General features: G+C 65.7%; 17 protein-coding genes. 7 read left to right on the forward strand and 10 right to left on the reverse strand.

The window, feature by feature from the left end:
* The 5 genes from D2T30_RS06765 to D2T30_RS06785 form a co-directional block, all read right to left on the reverse strand.
* Positions 1–286 (reverse strand): adenine nucleotide alpha hydrolase family protein (locus D2T30_RS06765; RefSeq protein WP_459076651.1); only part of this gene is annotated, 286 nt, incomplete at its 3' end.
* Positions 286–1,044 (reverse strand): electron transfer flavoprotein subunit beta/FixA family protein, encoded by a 759-nt coding sequence (locus D2T30_RS06770; RefSeq protein WP_128208262.1) that lies wholly within the window; start codon positions 1,042–1,044, stop codon positions 286–288. The genes D2T30_RS06770 and D2T30_RS06765, both read right to left, overlap by 1 nt.
* A 119-nt stretch (positions 1,045–1,163) precedes the next feature.
* Positions 1,164–1,745, reverse strand: a complete 582-nt coding sequence (locus D2T30_RS06775) for a cob(I)yrinic acid a,c-diamide adenosyltransferase (protein WP_128208263.1) — start codon at positions 1,743–1,745, stop codon at positions 1,164–1,166.
* A gap of 11 nt (positions 1,746–1,756) precedes the next feature.
* Positions 1,757–1,954 carry an HIG1 domain-containing protein gene (locus D2T30_RS06780; protein WP_128183338.1) on the reverse strand — a complete coding sequence of 66 codons (198 nt, stop codon included), beginning with the start codon at positions 1,952–1,954 and terminating at the stop codon, positions 1,757–1,759.
* Positions 1,955–2,129: 175 nt separating this feature from the next.
* Positions 2,130–2,957, reverse strand: a complete 828-nt coding sequence (locus tag D2T30_RS06785) for an SDR family NAD(P)-dependent oxidoreductase (RefSeq protein ID WP_128208264.1) — start codon at positions 2,955–2,957, stop codon at positions 2,130–2,132.
* A 75-nt stretch (positions 2,958–3,032) separates the two neighbouring features.
* Between D2T30_RS06785 and D2T30_RS06790 the strand changes: the two genes are divergently transcribed.
* Positions 3,033–4,505, forward strand: coding sequence for an MATE family efflux transporter (locus tag D2T30_RS06790; RefSeq protein WP_128208265.1), 1,473 nt, complete (start codon positions 3,033–3,035; stop codon positions 4,503–4,505).
* Here D2T30_RS06790 and D2T30_RS06795 read toward each other — a convergent pair.
* Positions 4,502–5,017 carry a DedA family protein gene (locus D2T30_RS06795; protein WP_128208266.1) on the reverse strand — a complete coding sequence of 172 codons (516 nt, stop codon included), beginning with the start codon at positions 5,015–5,017 and terminating at the stop codon, positions 4,502–4,504. The two genes, D2T30_RS06790 and D2T30_RS06795, sit on opposite strands and share 4 nt — an antisense overlap.
* A gap of 194 nt (positions 5,018–5,211) precedes the next feature.
* On the opposite strand from D2T30_RS06795, the gene D2T30_RS06800 reads away from it, so the two are divergent.
* The 6 genes from D2T30_RS06800 (at position 5,212) to D2T30_RS06825 (ending at position 11,207) form a co-directional block, all read left to right on the forward strand.
* Positions 5,212–6,168, forward strand: a complete 957-nt coding sequence (locus D2T30_RS06800; RefSeq protein ID WP_128183342.1) for a DnaJ C-terminal domain-containing protein — start codon at positions 5,212–5,214, stop codon at positions 6,166–6,168.
* Positions 6,165–6,497 carry a chaperone modulator CbpM gene (locus D2T30_RS06805; RefSeq protein WP_128183344.1) on the forward strand — a complete coding sequence of 111 codons (333 nt, stop codon included), beginning with the start codon at positions 6,165–6,167 and terminating at the stop codon, positions 6,495–6,497. The genes D2T30_RS06800 and D2T30_RS06805 overlap by 4 nt, the downstream gene beginning before the upstream one ends.
* On the forward strand, positions 6,494–7,942 hold the full coding sequence (cls, locus tag D2T30_RS06810) for a cardiolipin synthase (RefSeq protein WP_241560727.1): 1,449 nt from the start codon (positions 6,494–6,496) through the stop codon (positions 7,940–7,942). The genes D2T30_RS06805 and cls overlap by 4 nt, the downstream gene beginning before the upstream one ends.
* Before the next feature lie 372 nt (positions 7,943–8,314).
* On the forward strand, positions 8,315–8,821 hold the full coding sequence (locus D2T30_RS06815) for a TRAP transporter small permease subunit (RefSeq protein WP_128208267.1): 507 nt from the start codon (positions 8,315–8,317) through the stop codon (positions 8,819–8,821).
* Positions 8,821–10,146 (forward strand): TRAP transporter large permease, encoded by a 1,326-nt coding sequence (locus tag D2T30_RS06820; RefSeq protein ID WP_128208268.1) that lies wholly within the window; start codon positions 8,821–8,823, stop codon positions 10,144–10,146. The genes D2T30_RS06815 and D2T30_RS06820 overlap by 1 nt, the downstream gene beginning before the upstream one ends.
* Before the next feature lie 26 nt (positions 10,147–10,172).
* Positions 10,173–11,207 (forward strand): TRAP transporter substrate-binding protein, encoded by a 1,035-nt coding sequence (locus tag D2T30_RS06825; protein ID WP_128183347.1) that lies wholly within the window; start codon positions 10,173–10,175, stop codon positions 11,205–11,207.
* Between the two features lie 63 nt (positions 11,208–11,270).
* On the opposite strand, the gene D2T30_RS06830 is transcribed toward D2T30_RS06825, so the two are convergent.
* The 4 genes from D2T30_RS06830 to D2T30_RS06845 all read right to left on the reverse strand — a co-directional run bounded on the left by D2T30_RS06830 (position 11,271) and on the right by D2T30_RS06845 (position 15,600).
* Positions 11,271–12,221 carry a hypothetical protein gene (locus D2T30_RS06830; RefSeq protein ID WP_128208269.1) on the reverse strand — a complete coding sequence of 317 codons (951 nt, stop codon included), beginning with the start codon at positions 12,219–12,221 and terminating at the stop codon, positions 11,271–11,273.
* A gap of 156 nt (positions 12,222–12,377) precedes the next feature.
* Positions 12,378–13,838 carry a mannitol dehydrogenase family protein gene (locus tag D2T30_RS06835; protein ID WP_128208270.1) on the reverse strand — a complete coding sequence of 487 codons (1,461 nt, stop codon included), beginning with the start codon at positions 13,836–13,838 and terminating at the stop codon, positions 12,378–12,380.
* A gap of 2 nt (positions 13,839–13,840) precedes the next feature.
* A complete protein-coding gene (locus tag D2T30_RS06840; RefSeq protein ID WP_128208271.1) occupies positions 13,841–14,605 on the reverse strand; it encodes an L-iditol 2-dehydrogenase in 765 nt (254 codons plus the stop codon).
* The gene (locus D2T30_RS06845) at positions 14,602–15,600 is read right to left on the reverse strand and encodes an ABC transporter ATP-binding protein (RefSeq protein WP_128183351.1); all 999 of its coding nucleotides are present in this window, start codon (positions 15,598–15,600) and stop codon (positions 14,602–14,604) included. The genes D2T30_RS06840 and D2T30_RS06845 overlap by 4 nt, the downstream gene beginning before the upstream one ends.
* Positions 15,601–15,606 lie beyond the last annotated feature (6 nt).

The following is a 15,606-nucleotide window of genomic DNA, read 5'->3' on the forward strand; positions in this document are numbered from 1 at the left end:
CGCTCTTCGCCAGCGCCGTCGAGGGCGCGACGATGTGGCTGTAGTCGCCCGCCAGAGACACGATCAGATCGGCCAGCGGCTCGGCCAGACCATGCGCATAGGCGGCATCGTCCGCCACCAGCACCTTCGCCACGCCGTCGAGCGCCGCGACCGGGCCCGCATCGACCCCCTGCCCCGCCACCAGAACCGTCACCGGGCCAAGCGACTTCGCCGCCGTCAGCGCCTTCGCCGTCGCGTCCAGCGCCACCGCGCCGCCCTGCACTTCCGCAATCAGAAGAACCGCCATCAGATCGCCCCCGCTTCCTTCAGTTTCGCCACCAGCTCGTCGACCGAGCCGACCCTGACCCCGGCCTTGCGCCCGGCGGGCTCGGCCGTCTTCACCACCGTCAGCCGGGGGCTGACGTCGACGCCATAATCGGCGGCGGTCTTCTCGGCCAGAGGTTTCTTCTTTGCCTTCATGATGTTGGGCAGGCTCGCGTAGCGCGGCTCGTTCAGCCGCAGGTCGGCGGTGACGATCGCCGGCAGCGTGACCTCGATCGTCTGAAGCCCGCCATCGACCTCGCGCGTCACCTTGGCCTTCCCGCCCTCGACGGTGATTTCCGAGGCGAAGGTCGCCTGCGGCCAGCCCAGCAGCGCCGCCAGCATCTGTCCCGTCGCGTTCATGTCGTTGTCGATCGCCTGCTTGCCGGTCAGGATCAAGCCGGGCTGTTCCTCTTTGGCCACGGCAGCCAGGATCTTCGCCACCGCCAGCGGCTCGATATCCGTGCCCGCATCCTCGGAGGCCACCACCAGTACAGCCCGGTCCGCCCCCATCGCCATCGCCGTGCGCAACGTCTCCTGCGCCTGCTTCACCCCGATCGACACCACCACGATCTCCGACGCGACGCCCTTCTCCTTCAACCGGATCGCCTCTTCCACAGCAATCTCGTCAAACGGATTCATCGACATCTTCACATTCGCAAGGTCGACGCCGCTACCGTCCGCCTTCACGCGGACCTTCACATTGTAATCGACCACGCGTTTCACGGGCACTAGGACCTTCATCGGTGGTGTCTCCCTTTCGTTTCCGCCACGGCGGGCGGCGGGTCATGGTTTCCGGAATTTGTTACTAGAGCCACAGCGACAGGAACAGCGCAAAATCGACGCCTTTCGCCTTTGCTACGTCACGTTCCTTCGCGGTTCGCGCCCGGCACCCAGAGGATGTCGGCCCTGCCTTCGTCATTGGCGATGCGCCCGGCGGTAAAGAACCAGTCGGACAGGCGGTTGAGGTAGATCAGCGCCTGATCGTTGACCTCCTCGGCCACGGCAAGCGCCACGGCCTCGCGTTCCGCGCGGCGCGCGACGGTGCGGCACAGGTGCAGATGCGCCGACAAGGCGCTGCCGCCGGGCAGGATGAAACTGCGCAGGGGGTCGAGCCGCGCGATCATCGCATCCATCTCGCTTTCCAGCCGGGCCACCTGCGCGGGCACGATGCGCAGGACGGGGTGGCCCGCCTCGCCGTCCCGCGCCATGTCCGGCCGGGCCAGATCGGCGCCAAGGTCGAACAGGTCGTTCTGGATCCGGGCGATGGCCGCGGCCATCTCCCCGCCGGCATGCAGCCGCGCCAGGCCAAGCGTGGCGTTCAGCTCATCCACCGTGCCATAGGCCGCGACCCTCGGCGCATGTTTCGGCACGCGCGCGCCATTGCCAAGCGCGGTTTCGCCCGCGTCGCCGGTCTTCGTATAGATCCTGTTCAGAACGACCATCGCCACCCCCGTTAGAATTTGTGGCGCATCAGAATGAACAGCACGATCAGCCCGAAAGCAACCACCTGCGCGGCGATCCGCAACTGCTTCATGCGGCGGATGTCCTGCTCGCTCTGACCACGCCCCCAGACCAGCACCCCGGCCAGCAGAACGAAGATCACCGCCACGCAGGCGCCCAGCATCACCAGAAGATTTGGATTTTCAAACATCTTTGCCTCCTCCTTTCGGGAAGACTAGCGGCATGGCGCCGAAATGCGACCGGAAAGTCAGGCACCCAACCATCCTAAAGAACGCCCTGCTCCCTTCATTCTTCCATAAATATCCCGGGGTGAATTCGCTGAAAGCGAAGAGGGGCAGCGCCCCTGCAACCTGTCCACCCGCGCCTCAGGCCTTGTTGAGGAACCAGTCGCGCAGACGCGGCGGGGCAAGGCGACGCAGCCATGACGCCAGATGCGTGGCCCCGGTGACGTAGTAATGGGATTTGGGGTTCGGCGCCTCCAGCGCGCGGAGCAGCGCCGCCGTTACCGCGGCGGGCGGCAGCTCGAACCTGTCGGGCTTGTCCGAGGGATGGTAGAGCCGCTTCAGCAGCGAGCCTTCGTATTGCGCCCGCCGGGCCGAGGCGCGCCAGTCTACCCATTTCTCGAAATGCGGGATCGAGTTGCGGCGGAACGCGGTCGGGATCGGACCGGGGTTCAGCGTGATGACCCGGATCGGCGTATCGCGCATTTCCAGACGCAGCACATCGGTCAGCCCTTCCAGCGCGAATTTCGTGGCGACATAGGACCCGCGCCAGCGCGCCGCCACCAGCCCGAGGACCGAGGAACAGTTCACGATCCGACCCGACCCCTGCGCCAGCATCACCCGGATCGCGCGGGTGGTCAGGTCATGCAGGCCGAACAGGTTCGTCTCGAAATTCTCGCGCAGCGCGCCCACCGGCAGATCCTCGACCGCACCCGGGCAGGCGAAGGCGGCGTTGTTGTACAGCGCGTCGAGCCGCCCGTCCGTGATCCGCATCGCCTCCTCGAACCCTGCGGCGATCGAGGCGGGATCGGCCATGTCGATGACAAAGGACGTCAGCCCCTCGGCCCGCAGGCGTTCGCAATCCTCCTCCCTCCGGCAGGTGGCAAGAACAGTCCATCCCGCCTTGCGCAGCCCAAGCGCCGCATCATGGCCGATGCCCGAGGAACAGCCGGTGATCAGGATGGTCTTCATGCTTTCCCCTTTCGCCACGCCGTGACAATGCCGCGCGCCGCCCTAGAATGAAAGCGCCCGAACGAGGAGAATTTGATGAAAGCCCGCCCTTCCCTGACGACCGGCCCGATCGGCCCGGCGCTGCTGCTTTTCGCGCTGCCGACGCTGGGGTCCTCGGTGCTGCAATCGGCGAACGGGTCGATCGACGCGGTCTGGGTGGGCCGGCTGATCGGGGAAAACGCGCTGGCGGCGACGACGAACGGCAACCTCGTGCTGTTCCTGCTGACGGCCTTCGTCTTCGGCTTCGGCATGGCCTCGACCATCCTGATCGGGCAATCGGTGGGGCGCGGCGACATGGTGGCCGCGCGCGAGGTGGTGGGCACGGCGATCGGCACCTTCGTGCCGCTGACGGCGGTGATCGCGGTGCTGGGCTGGATCTATGCGCCCGATCTGCTGGCGGCTCTGGGCACGCCCGCCGAGACGGTGCCGCTGGCGATAGACTTCCTGCGGGTGATCTTTGCCGCGATGCCGGCGGTGCTGATGCTGACGCTGCTGATGATGGCGCTGCGCGGGTCGGGTGATGCGGTCACGCCGCTGATCTTCATGGCGATCGCGGTGGTGCTGGATACGGTGCTGAACCCGATGTTCATCCTCGGGCTCGGGCCGCTGCCGGCGATGGGGATCGGCGGGTCGGCCCTTGCCACGGCGCTGGCGAATTACGTCAGCCTGATCGGGATGCTGATCTATATTTACGCCAAGGATCTGCCGCTGCGGCTGCGCGGGGCGGAAATGCGGCTGCTGATCCCCACGCCCTCGGTGCTGAAGCTGATGCTGTCCAAGGGACTGCCGATCGGGATCCAGATGGTCGTGGTATCGTCGTCCATGCTGACGATGCTGACGCTGGTCAACCGCGAGGGCGTGGATACGGCGGCGGCCTTTGGCGCGACGCAGCAATTGTGGACCTATGTGCAGATGCCCGCGATGGCGCTTGGCGCCGCGGTCAGCGCGATGGCCGCGCAGAACATCGGCGCCGGGCGGTGGGACCGGGTGCGGCGGATCACGCAGCTTGGCATCGGCTACAACATCGTGCTGACCGGCGGGCTGGTGGTGGCGCTGTTCTTCGCCGACCGCTGGGTGATGGAGCTGTTCCTTGCCCCCGGCAGCCCGGCGATCGAGATCGGCCGGCATATCGGTCAGGTCTCGACCTGGGGTTTCATCTGCTTTGGCGTGACGATGGTGCTGTTCGGCACGATCCGCGCGAACGGTCAGGTGATCTGGCCGCTGATCATCCTGTTCGTGTCGATGTATCCGGTGCGGCTCGGCTTTGCCTTCGGGCTGCGGGACTGGCTTGGCACGGATGCCCTGTGGCTGAGCTTCCCGGCGGCGATGGTCTCGACGCTGATCATGGCGACGGCCCTGTATCTGCAGGGCGGGTGGCGCAAGGCGCCGGTGATGCGGTTCGACGATAGCCGGATCAAGTCCGCGCCGGCCGAAATCTCGGTCGTGGCCGAGGGCGCGCCCGCGCGGAACCCGAACGCCCCCGCGACCGGGCAGGCGCCGAACATCTAGTGCCAGCGCAGGTGGTGCGCATCGACCCCGAACCAATAGGCCGCGCCGACCCAGACCGAGACCCACAGCGCCGCCCCGATCGCATTGGCGATGAGGAAGCGGCCCCAGTGCATCCCCGCCGTGCCCGCCGCGACGCCGTTCAATTGCCGCAGCACCGCGACGAAGCGCGCCGCCATCACGATCCAGACGCCATGCCGCCGGATCACATGTTCGACCCGCGACAGCCGCGCATCGGTCAGGCCGATCTTCGCCCCATAGCGCAGCACGGCGGGCCGCCCCAGCCTGCGCCCGATCAGATAGCCGGTATTGTCGCCCAGAACCGCCGCGGCAAAGGCCGTCAGCCACAGGGGCAGCAGCGCCAGATCCCCTTTTGCCGCCAGCGTCCCCGCCAGCAGCAGCAGCGTTTCCCCCGGCAGGGGCACCCCGAGCGATTCAAAGAACAGGTCGCCGAAGATCACCGGCAGGCCGTAGGAATGGAGGGTCTGCTCGACCCAGGAAAAGGAACAGCACATGCGGGCCTCCGATCGGTTCGGGCCAGTCTAGCCCTATCCGCCGGCTGCGCGCCAGATCCCGGAAAGGCCCGGAAAAGCGGGGATTTCCGCGAAACCGCATTGCCGCGCCGGGTCCTCCGCCCCATATTCTGGGCAAACCGATGCGCCGGTGCGATCCGGCGCGGGACCGGGCATGCGAAGGAATGGGACGACCCATGGCTGACGACAACAAGACACCATATGAGGTGCTCGGGGTGGCAAAGACCGCCTCGGACGCCGAGATCAAGAAGGCCTACCGCAAGCTGGCGAAGGAACTCCACCCCGATCTGACCGGAGGCGATGCCGCGAAGGCGGACAGGTTCAAGGCGGTTTCCGCCGCCTACGACCTGCTGCGCGACGCGGAAAAGCGCCGCCGCTACGACGCGGGCGAAATCGACGCCAGCGGGCAGGAACGGCCGCAGGAACAATATTACCGGCAATATGCGGAAAACGACCCCTCGGGCCGCTACGAATACGAAGGCGGCTTCGACGATCTGGGCGATCTGTTCAAGAACGCCTTCCGGGGCGGCGGCCGCAGCCGGGGCGGATTTTCGTCGGGCTTCGGCGAAGATTTCTCGCACATGAAGATGCGCGGGCAGGATCTGCATTTCCACATGGAGATCAGCTTCCGCGAGGCGGTCGAGGGCGGCAAGAAGGCCGTCACCCTGCCCGAGGCCGGGCGGCTGGAAATCACCATCCCGGCGGGGATCGAGGATGGCCAGACCCTGCGGCTGGCCGGCAAGGGCGGTCCGGGCGCCAATGGCGGCGCGCCGGGCGATGCGCTGATCACCATCTCGGTCGCCGAGGATCCGGTTTTCACCCGCGACGGCGACGACATCCACATGGATCTGCCCGTCTCTATCGACGAGGCGGTGCTGGGCGGCCCGGTCGAGGTGCCCCTGCCCGGCGGACGGGTGCGGCTGAAGGTGCCCGCGAACTCCTCCTCGGGCCGGGTGATGCGGCTGCGCGGCAAGGGCGTCGTGCGCGCGAACGGCCGCGCCGGGGATCTTTTGGTGACGTTGAAGGTTGTCCTGCCGCAGACAGAGGATCCCGCGCTGGCAGAGGCGATCCGCAAATGGCGGGCGGAGCATTCCTATGACGCCCGTGCGAACTGGGAGGGCAACCGGAAATGATGACCGAAACCGACATCCTGACCCGGATCGACCGTCTGACCCATGACCGGCTGACGCTGTGCGTGACGCGATCCTGGGTGCGGCCGCGCCGCTCGCAACAGGGCGTGGTCTATGACGACACCGACCTTGCGCGGCTGCGGCTGATCGTCGAGCTGACCGAGGACATGGCCGTGAACGACGAGGCGGTGCCGCTGATCCTGAACCTGATCGACGAGGTGACCACCCTGCGCCGCGGCATGCGCACGGTCGAAGGCGCCCTGCGCGCCGAGGGGCTGGGCGAAAGGCTGCTGGCCCGGATCACCGCCATGCAGGACGACGGGCGCGAATGACGGGACTGGCCGAGGCCCTGTCATCCCATTTCACGTTGCTGGCGGTGCCGGTCGGCCTGTTGCTGCTGCACGGCACCGCCGTCATTCTGGCCTTTCGCGCCATCCGCACGGCCCGCACGCCGCAGGGCGCGGTGGGCTGGACGGTGTTCCTGATCGCGCTGCCCTATGTCGGCGTGCCCGCCTATTTCATCTTTGGCGACATCCGCTATCCGGCGATGATCCGCGACCGCAAGCTGTCCGAGGCGGCGGCGCGGCTGCGCAACGCGCCCGAGGCCGATGTCGGCGCCCCGCCCCTGTCGCTGCATGCCTCGCATCTGATGGCCGGGTTCGAGGCGATCGCCGCCCGTCCCGCCGTCGGCGGCAATGCGGTCGAACTGCTGATCGAAAGCCGGGTGGTGTTCGAAACGCTCTTCGCCTCGATCCGCGAGGCGGAGCATTATGTCCTGATCGAGACCTATATCCTGCGCGACGACGGGCTGGGCCGGGCGCTTCAGGACCTGCTTTTGGAAAAGCGCGCGCAGGGGGTGCGGGTCTGCGTCCTTTACGATCCGGTCGGCAGCTACGGGCTGCACCGCAGCTATCTGGACCGGATGCGCGAGGGCGGGATCGAGATCAACAACTTCCATGCCCGCCACCCGCAGCGGCGGCTGTCGCTGACCCGGGTGAACTTTCGCAACCACCGCAAGATCGCGGTGATCGACGGCAATGTGGCCTTCACCGGCGGCTACAATATCGGCGACGAATATATCGGGCGCGATCCGCGGCTGGGTCCGTGGCGGGATACGATGATCCGGCTGGAAGGGCCGGTGGTGGATCAGCTGCAACTGCATTTCGCCGAGGACTGGCACTGGGCCACGGGCGAGGTGCTGGATCTGGAATGGCGCCCCGACGTGAGCGGGCTGGTGCCGGCGCTGGCGCTGGCCTCGGGGCCGTCCGACGCACAGGAAACCGGGGCGCTGTTCTTCACCCATGCGATCACCGCGGCGCGACAACGGCTGTGGATCGCGTCGCCCTATTTCACCCCGGACACCGGGCTGATGCAGGCGTTGCGGCTGGCCGCGCTGCGCGGGGTCGATGTGCGGATCCTGATCGCCGGGGAGCGCGACCACTGGCTGGTCTGGCTCGCCGGCTTTGCCTTCATCGAGGCGATGCGCGGTTCCGGCGTGAAGATCTACCGCTATTCCGCGGGGTTCATGCACCAGAAGGTGGTGCTGGTCGATGACGACATCGCCGCCGTCGGCAGCCACAATCTGGACAGCCGTTCCTGCCGGCTGAATTTCGAGGCCTCGGTCGTGCTGGCCGATCCGGCCTTTGCCGCCGAAGTCGCGGCGATGCTTGAAGAGGATTTCAGCCGGGCGCGGCTGTACAGCCGGCCGCTGGCCGATGCCTCATGGCCGCTGCGCATCGCGGCGCCCGTGGCGCGGCTGTTCGCGCCGGTGCTGTGATCGGGCAGCGGGCGGGTGTTTTCCCGTGAATCGTTGGTGCTGTGACTGGCGGCGCGGCGGGTTCCATTCATTGAATCGCCGGTTCAGACGGATGGGGAGAAGGGGGCCAGCCCCCTCGCCCGTGTCCGTGCATTCGGCGGGCCGATCTTCCACCGGAAGATCGGCTTGTCCGCCTCATCCCGGGATATTTGAGGAAAGATGAAAGGGAGGAAGCGGGCCGGACGGTTCTGGAATGCGCGTTTAGTGCGCATCCATACATTTTCGTGATCGCCGGACAGGCAAAAGCGGGCTGAAGCGCCGTCTCTGGCGGGTTTTGTTGACTCGTCGGTCAACATCACGAAACCGTTTCCGGGTAGCCGCCAAGGGGTCCGGATGCCTTCCGCTCTGATTGCCTATGTGCGCTTTGTCGATGGGTTGAACGCCCGCGTCGGCAAGGTCGCCATGTATCTCATCTACGTCATCATGGGGATCATGCTGTTTTCCTCGGTGACGAAATTCCTGCATGTGCCCGCGATGTGGACGCTTGAAATGGCGCAGTTCACGCTGGTCGCCTATTACATGCTGGGCGCGCCGTGGACCCTGCAAGGCAATGCGAACGTCCGGATGGACCTGTTCTATGCGCGCTTCAACCGCCGCGGGCAGGCGATCTGGGACGTGTTCACCGTCTTTTGCCTGATGTTCTATCTGGGCTTCATGCTCTGGGGCGCCTTCGACAGCACCGCCTATTCGATCGCCATGAACGAGCGCAATCCAAGCGCCTGGCGACCGCCGCTGTGGCCGGTGAAGCTGATCATCACCGTTTCCTTCGCGCTGATGCTGTTGCAGGCGATCTCGATCCTGATCCGCGACATCGCGACCGTGCGCGGAAAGGAAATCTGATGGATTACAATGCCATCGCGCTGCTGATGTTTGCCACCATGCTGCTGATGATGATCACCGGGCAGCGGGTCTTCGGGGCCATCGGTTTCGTCGGCGTGGTCTTTGCCTTCTTCCTCTGGGGGGACGGGGCAACGGACATGGGCTTTCAGGCGGTCATCAAGGTGATGCGCTGGTCGGCGCTGCTGACCCTGCCGATGTTCATCTTCATGGGCTATGTGATGAGCGAAAGCCGCATCGCCGACGACCTTTACCGAATGTTCCACGTCTGGTTCGGGCCTTTGCCCGGGGGGCTGGCGATCGGGACGATCCTGCTGATGGTGATGATCTCGGTGATGAACGGGCTGTCGGTCGCGGGGATGGCGATCGGCGCGACCATCGCCCTGCCCGAGCTGCTGCGGCGGGGCTATGACAAGCAGATGATCTCGGGCGTCATTCAGGCGGGGTCGAGCCTTGGCATCCTGATCCCGCCTTCGGTCGTGCTGGTGCTTTACGCGCTGATCGCGCGCCAGCCGGTGTCGAACCTGTGGCTGGCGGGGGTGATGCCGGGGCTGCTGATGGCGGCGCTGTTCGTCGTTTACATCGTGATCCGCTGCGGGCTGAACCCGCTGCTGGCCCCCGCCATGGCGGCCGAGGAACGGGCGCGGATCACATGGTCCGAACGGGTGCATCTGCTGCGCGCGGGGCTGCTGCCGCTGTTCATCTTTGTCGCGATGATGGTTCCGTTCCTGAACGGCTGGTCGAGCCTGACGGAATCCTCGGTCATCGGGGTGCTGGCGACGCTGCTTGTCGCCGCGATGAAGCGCAAGCTGACGTGGCGGGTGATGCATACGGCCACCGTCTCGACCCTGCAGATCACCGTGATGTTCATGATGATCATCACCGCCGCGCTGGTGTTTGGCGCGGTCTTCGACGGGCTGGGGGCGGGGCGGTCGATCCAGCGGTTCTTCACCGACGATCTGGGGCTGGCGCCGTGGCAGATCATGGTGCTGATGCAACTCAGCTTTCTGGTGCTGGGCATGTTTCTTGACGATACGGCGATGCTGGTGATCGTCGCGCCGGTGTTCATCAGCCTGACCAAATCCCTGGGCTTCGATCTGGTCTGGTACGGGATCATGTACACGATCACCTGCCAGATCGCCTATCTGACGCCGCCCTTCGGCTACAACCTGTTCCTGATGAAGGCGATGGCGCCGCCCGAATTCACCATGCCGATCATCTATAGATCGGTGTTCCCCTTCGTTCTGATCATGCTGCTGACGCTGTTGCTGGTCGGCATTTTCCCGGACATCGCGCTGTGGCTGCCGCGCACGGTTCTTGGATATTGAAAATAATAATCAACAAGGAGTTACCCATGACAACCAGACGGAAGTTCCTTACAAGCGGTGCACTTGGTGCGGCTGCGGCCGGGCTTGCGGCGCCGGCGATCGCGCAGACCACTTCGGTCAAATGGCGGCTCCAGACCTATGCCGGGGCGGCGCTGGCCGAAGAGGTGGTGAAACCCGCCGTCGAGGCGATCAACACCATCGCCAACGGCGAACTGGAGATCGAGCTGTATACCGCGGATCAGCTTGTCCCGACGACCGAGCTGTTCCGCGCGATGCAGAACGGCACGATCGACGCCGTGCAGTCGGATGACGATTCCATGGCCAGCCCGACCGAGGTCACCGTCTTCGGCGGTTACTTCCCGCTGGCGCTGCGCTATTCGCTGGACGTGCCCGCGCTGTTCAACAGCTGGGGCCTGAAGGAGATCTGGGAAGAGGAATATGCCAAGGTCGGGATCAAGCACATCTCGGCCGGGTCCTGGGATCCGTGCCACTTCAACATGAAGGAGCCGATCAATTCGCTGGCCGACCTGAACGGCAAGCGGGTCTTCACCTTCCCCACCGCCGGGCGGTTCCTTGCGCAGTTCGGCGTCATCCCCGTCACCGTGCCGTGGGAAGATGTCGAGGTCGCCTTGCAGACCGGCGAACTGGACGGGCTCGCCTGGTCGGGGATCACCGAGGATTACACCTCGGGCTGGTCCAAGGTCGCGCCCTATTTCCTGACGAACAACATCTCGGGCGCGTGGATCGGGCATTTCTTCGCCAATATGGACCGCTGGAACGCCCTGCCCCCGCATCTGCAACAGCTGGTGCAGACCGCCTTCGATCAGTCGCATTACCAGCGCCAGTGGTGGTACTGGGCGGGCGAGGCAAAGCTGCGCGTCGAGGGGACCGACATGACCCTGACCTCGCTGCCGCCCGAGGATTACAAGAAGATCGAGGATGCGGCCCGTGTCTTCTGGGATGAGGTCGCCGCCGAAAGCCCGATCAAGGCAAAGGTCGTTGACATCATCAAGCAATACAACGACGTGATGGAAAAGGCGGGGGCGCCCTACCGTTCCTGATCCGCAAAATGGCCGGATACCGCGGCAACCCGGTATCCGGCCCAATCGGGCAGGCCGCGACGCCTAGCCCTTCAGCCGCATCGCCGCGAACAGCACCGCCTTGCCCGCCTGCAAGGCCAGTTCGGCACGGTCATGCTCGCTTGGAAAGGCGAAGCTGCCGCCTTCGCGCAGATCGTCGAAGGACAGCGTCTGCCACAGATCCTCACCGTATCTGCGGGTGATCTCGCGCAGGCCGGGTTCCAGTTCCTCAAGCAGGCGCAGCCGCGTGGTGCGATTGTAGACATCGCCCGATTTCTTCAGGTTGGGCCAGTCGAGCCCGGCGATCTTTTCATTCAGGTCATAGAACCGGATGTCCGAATTGCGCACGCAAAAGCCCATCATCTCGGACACCGCGGAGGAAAAGGTCGGGTTGTCCTCGGGCATCGAGCGCGTGGGCGAGCCGTTCATCCGCAGCCCCGTCACGTCGAGGAAATCCGCGACGATATCGCCGTCCTTCAGGTGCGGCCGCGCATAGGGCCGCACGCTGATATGCTCCCCCCCGAAGCGGTCGGCGAAGGCGTCCAGAACCGGCAGATAATCACATTCCCATTTGTTCGCGTCGAGGTAGCGCAGCGGCCAGGGCTTGATGTCGCCGGTCTTGACCCGCTGCTTGTAAAGCGCCTCCATCAGATGGTCGGGGCGGCGCAGATAGCAGACGATCCGCACCTCCATGTCCAGATGCCGGGTCAGATGGTCGAAAAGCCGGCCGGGCACGCGCTTGTGGAACAGCTCCTCGGCCGACAGGATGTATTTGTCATAGCCGCGCGCGGTGATTTCCGCGACCACCGCGTCGGCGCGCGGCGTGTCGGCCGCGTCGCTGCGCAATTCCCGCGCCAGCTTGTTGTGATCGCTCCACTCCCGCACCGCCGAGATATAGGAAATCCCGGACTCCCGCAGCAATCCTTCGTTTTCCCGCAGGAAATGCTGGATGGAGGAAGATCCGGTCTTCTGTGTCCCGACATGGACGATAAGCATTGCTGTTCCCTTGCTCCCGTGCCGGGCGGCACGGGACCTTGATACCGATCGGATGGCCGCGCGCAAGCGGCGCGATGATCGGCGCAGTAAGCCATCAGATGCCCCCCGCTTCAAGCCGCGTCCCGCCCGGCCGCGCCGGGCGGGACGAAGGCGGGATCAGCGCCCGAGCCAGCCTTTCAACGTGGCCTCGGTTCCCTGTTCCCACAGGGCCGTAAGCCAGCGCGCGAAGGGCGCGGCGAAGGCCGGATTGCGGCCGAGGTCGCCGTAGATGTCGGCCATGCCCAGCCATGTCGCCGGATCCCCCTTGGCCAGCGCCGCCACCGCAGTCAGCCGGTCCCAGTTCGGATCGTTCGGCGCGATCGCCTGACCGGAATCGGTGATGCCCGCGCAATAGCGGCACCACAGCGCGCTTTCCAGCGCCAGCCCCTCGACCGGCAGCCCCCGGGCCAGCCGGTCGGCGATGGTCGGCACGATGAACTTCGGCTGCCGGTTCGAGCCGTCAAGGCACAGCCGCCGGATCGTGTCGCCGATCTTCGGATTGGCGCAGCGTTCCTTGACCTTCTCGAAATAGGCGGTCAGGTCGGTGCCCGGCACCGGCGGCACGACGGGGATGATCTCCTCGGTCTCGATCTTGTCGAGGAAGGCGCGCACGAGCGGGTTTTCCATCGCCTCATGCACGAAATGGATGTCCATCAGGCCCGAGGGATAGGCGATGATCGCGTGCCCGCCGTTGAGGATGCGGATCTTCATCATCTCCCACGGCGTCACGTCGGCGACGAATTCGACGCCCGCATCCTCCAGCGGCGGACGGCCGGCGGGGAAGTTGTCCTCAAGCACCCACTGGATGAAATCCTCGCAGAAGACGGGGCTGTCATCCTCGATCCCCATCTCGCGGATCAGCGCGCGTTCGCGGTCCGAGGTGGCGGGGGTGATCCGGTCCACCATCGCGTTGGGAAAGGCGACATTGGCCGCGATCCAACCGGCCAGTTCCGGGTCCGACAGGCGGGCGGTTTCCACCACCGCCTCGCGCGTGACGCGGCCGTTGTGGGGGATGTTGTCGCACGACATCACGGTGAAGGGCGGGATACCCGCCGCGCGGCGCGCCTTCAGCGCGGCGACGATCAGGCCGAAGACCGTCTTCGGGATGAAGGGCGTCTTGCCGTCGGCGGCGATGGCCGGATGGGTCGGGTCGAAATGGCCGGTCGCGGCGTCGATGAAATAGCCGCCCTCGGTGATCGTCAGGCTGGCGATCCGGGTTTCCGGATCGGCGAGTTTGGCGATGATCGCGGGGGCATCGGCGGCGGGCAGATAGTCGATCATCGCGCCGACGATGCGCGGATTCGATGCGCCCGCCGATTGCTCGACCACCGAATAGAGGTAGTCCTGCGCCGCCAGCACGTCGCGCATCTGCGCGTCGGAGGGCAGCACCCCGGCCCCGACGATGGCATAGTCGAAGCCCTTCCCCGCATTCATCAGCCGGTCGAGGAAGACCGCCTGATGCGCCCGGTGGAAATTGCCGAGGCCGAAATGGACGATCCCGCCCTTCAGCGCCCCGCGGTCATAGCCCGGCTTCGGAACGGCGAAGGCGGGCAGGTTGGTTTCGGTCAATCTGGTCATGGTCAGCTCATCCAGTTGCCGCCATCGACGTTATACGTCTGGGCGACGATGTAATCGGCCTCCGGCGTGGCCAAAAAGATCGCCATGCCGGTCAGGTCGCGCGCGGTTCCCATGCGGCCGAAGGGGACGGCGGCGCCGACCTCCTGTTTCTTCTGGCCGCGGGGCTTGTTTTCGTATTGGGCGAATTTGGCATCCACCCCGTCCCAGTGTTCGCCGTCCACCACGCCGGGCGCGATGGCGTTGACGTTGATCCCGTGGGCGATCAGGTTCAGCCCGGCGGATTGGGTCAGGCTGATGACGGCGGCCTTGGTGGCGCAGTAGACGGCGACCAGGGGTTCCCCACGCCTCCCCGCCTGCGACGCCATGTTGATGATCTTGCCCCGCCGCCCCGAGGCGATCATGTGCTTCGCCACCGCCTGCATCGTGAACAGCGCGCCGCCCACATTGATCGCGAAAAGCGTGTCGTAGCTTTCGCGGGTGATTTCCGTGATGGGCGCAAGGTCGAACAGCGCGGCGTTGTTGATGAGGATGTCGATCCCGCCCATCCGTTCGACCGCCTCGGCCACGCCCGCGTCGATGCTGTCCTGCTGCGTGACGTCCATGACGACAGGCACCGCGCCGATTTCCGCCGCCGTGTCGGCGACCCGTTCGGCGTTGATGTCGGCGATGGCGACCATCGCGCCTTCGCGGATATAGGCCTCGGCAAAGGCCCGGCCGATGCCGCGCGCCGCCCCGGTGATCAGGGCCGTTTTTCCAGCGAGCCTCATACCGCCAACCCCTGTTCATCGAATTTGTAGATGCGCCCCTCGGCGCCCGTCAGGAACAGCTCCTCCCCCACGGTCACCGGGAATTCACCGGGGGAGCGGGCGACGATATGGTTGCCGTCCTCCAGCGTGATGTGCAGGTAGGTGTCCGATCCCAGATGTTCGGCCACGGTCACCTTGCCCTTCACCCGGCCTTCGGTGCGGGAAATCACCCAGTCCTCGGGCCGGATGCCGATCACATGCGCCCCCCGCCGCGCCGCCGTCGCGCCGCCCAGAAAATTCATGTTCGGGCTGCCGATGAAGCCCGCGACGAACTGGTTGACCGGCTTGTGATACAGGTCGAGCGGCGAGCCGACCTGTTCGATCCGCCCGGCGCGCAGCACGACGATCTTGTCGGCCATGGTCATCGCCTCGACCTGATCGTGGGTCACGTAGACCATCGTGGTCTTGAGGTTGTTGTGCAGCTCGGAAATCTCGACCCGCATGTTCACGCGCAGCGCGGCGTCGAGGTTCGACAAAGGTTCGTCGAAGAGGAACGCCGAAGGCTCGCGCACGATGGCCCGGCCGATGGCGACGCGCTGGCGCTGCCCGCCCGAAAGCTGGCCGGGGCGGCGGTCCAGATAGGGGCCGAGGTTCAGGATCTCGGCCGCGCGGGCCACGCGCTTTTCCTGTTCCGCCTGCGGCATGCCCGCCATCTTGAGCGGAAAGGCGATGTTCCGGCGCACCGACATATGCGGGTAAAGCGCGTAGGACTGAAACACCATCGCCAGACCGCGCCGCGCGGGCGCCTCGCCGGTCACGTCGCGCCCGTCGATCAGGATCTGGCCCGAGGTCACATCCTCCAGCCCCGCGATCAGCCGCAGGAGCGTGGATTTCCCGCAGCCCGAAGGCCCGACGAAAACGACGAATTCGCCATCCTCGATGGTCAGGTCGACGCCCGGAATCACCTCGGTCTCGCCGAAGGTCTTGCGCACGTTTTTGAGGGTAATGGCTCCCATCGTGCT

This window comes from Paenirhodobacter populi (genome assembly GCF_004022215.1).
In the GTDB taxonomy this organism is placed as follows: domain Bacteria; phylum Pseudomonadota; class Alphaproteobacteria; order Rhodobacterales; family Rhodobacteraceae; genus Rhodobacter; species Rhodobacter populi.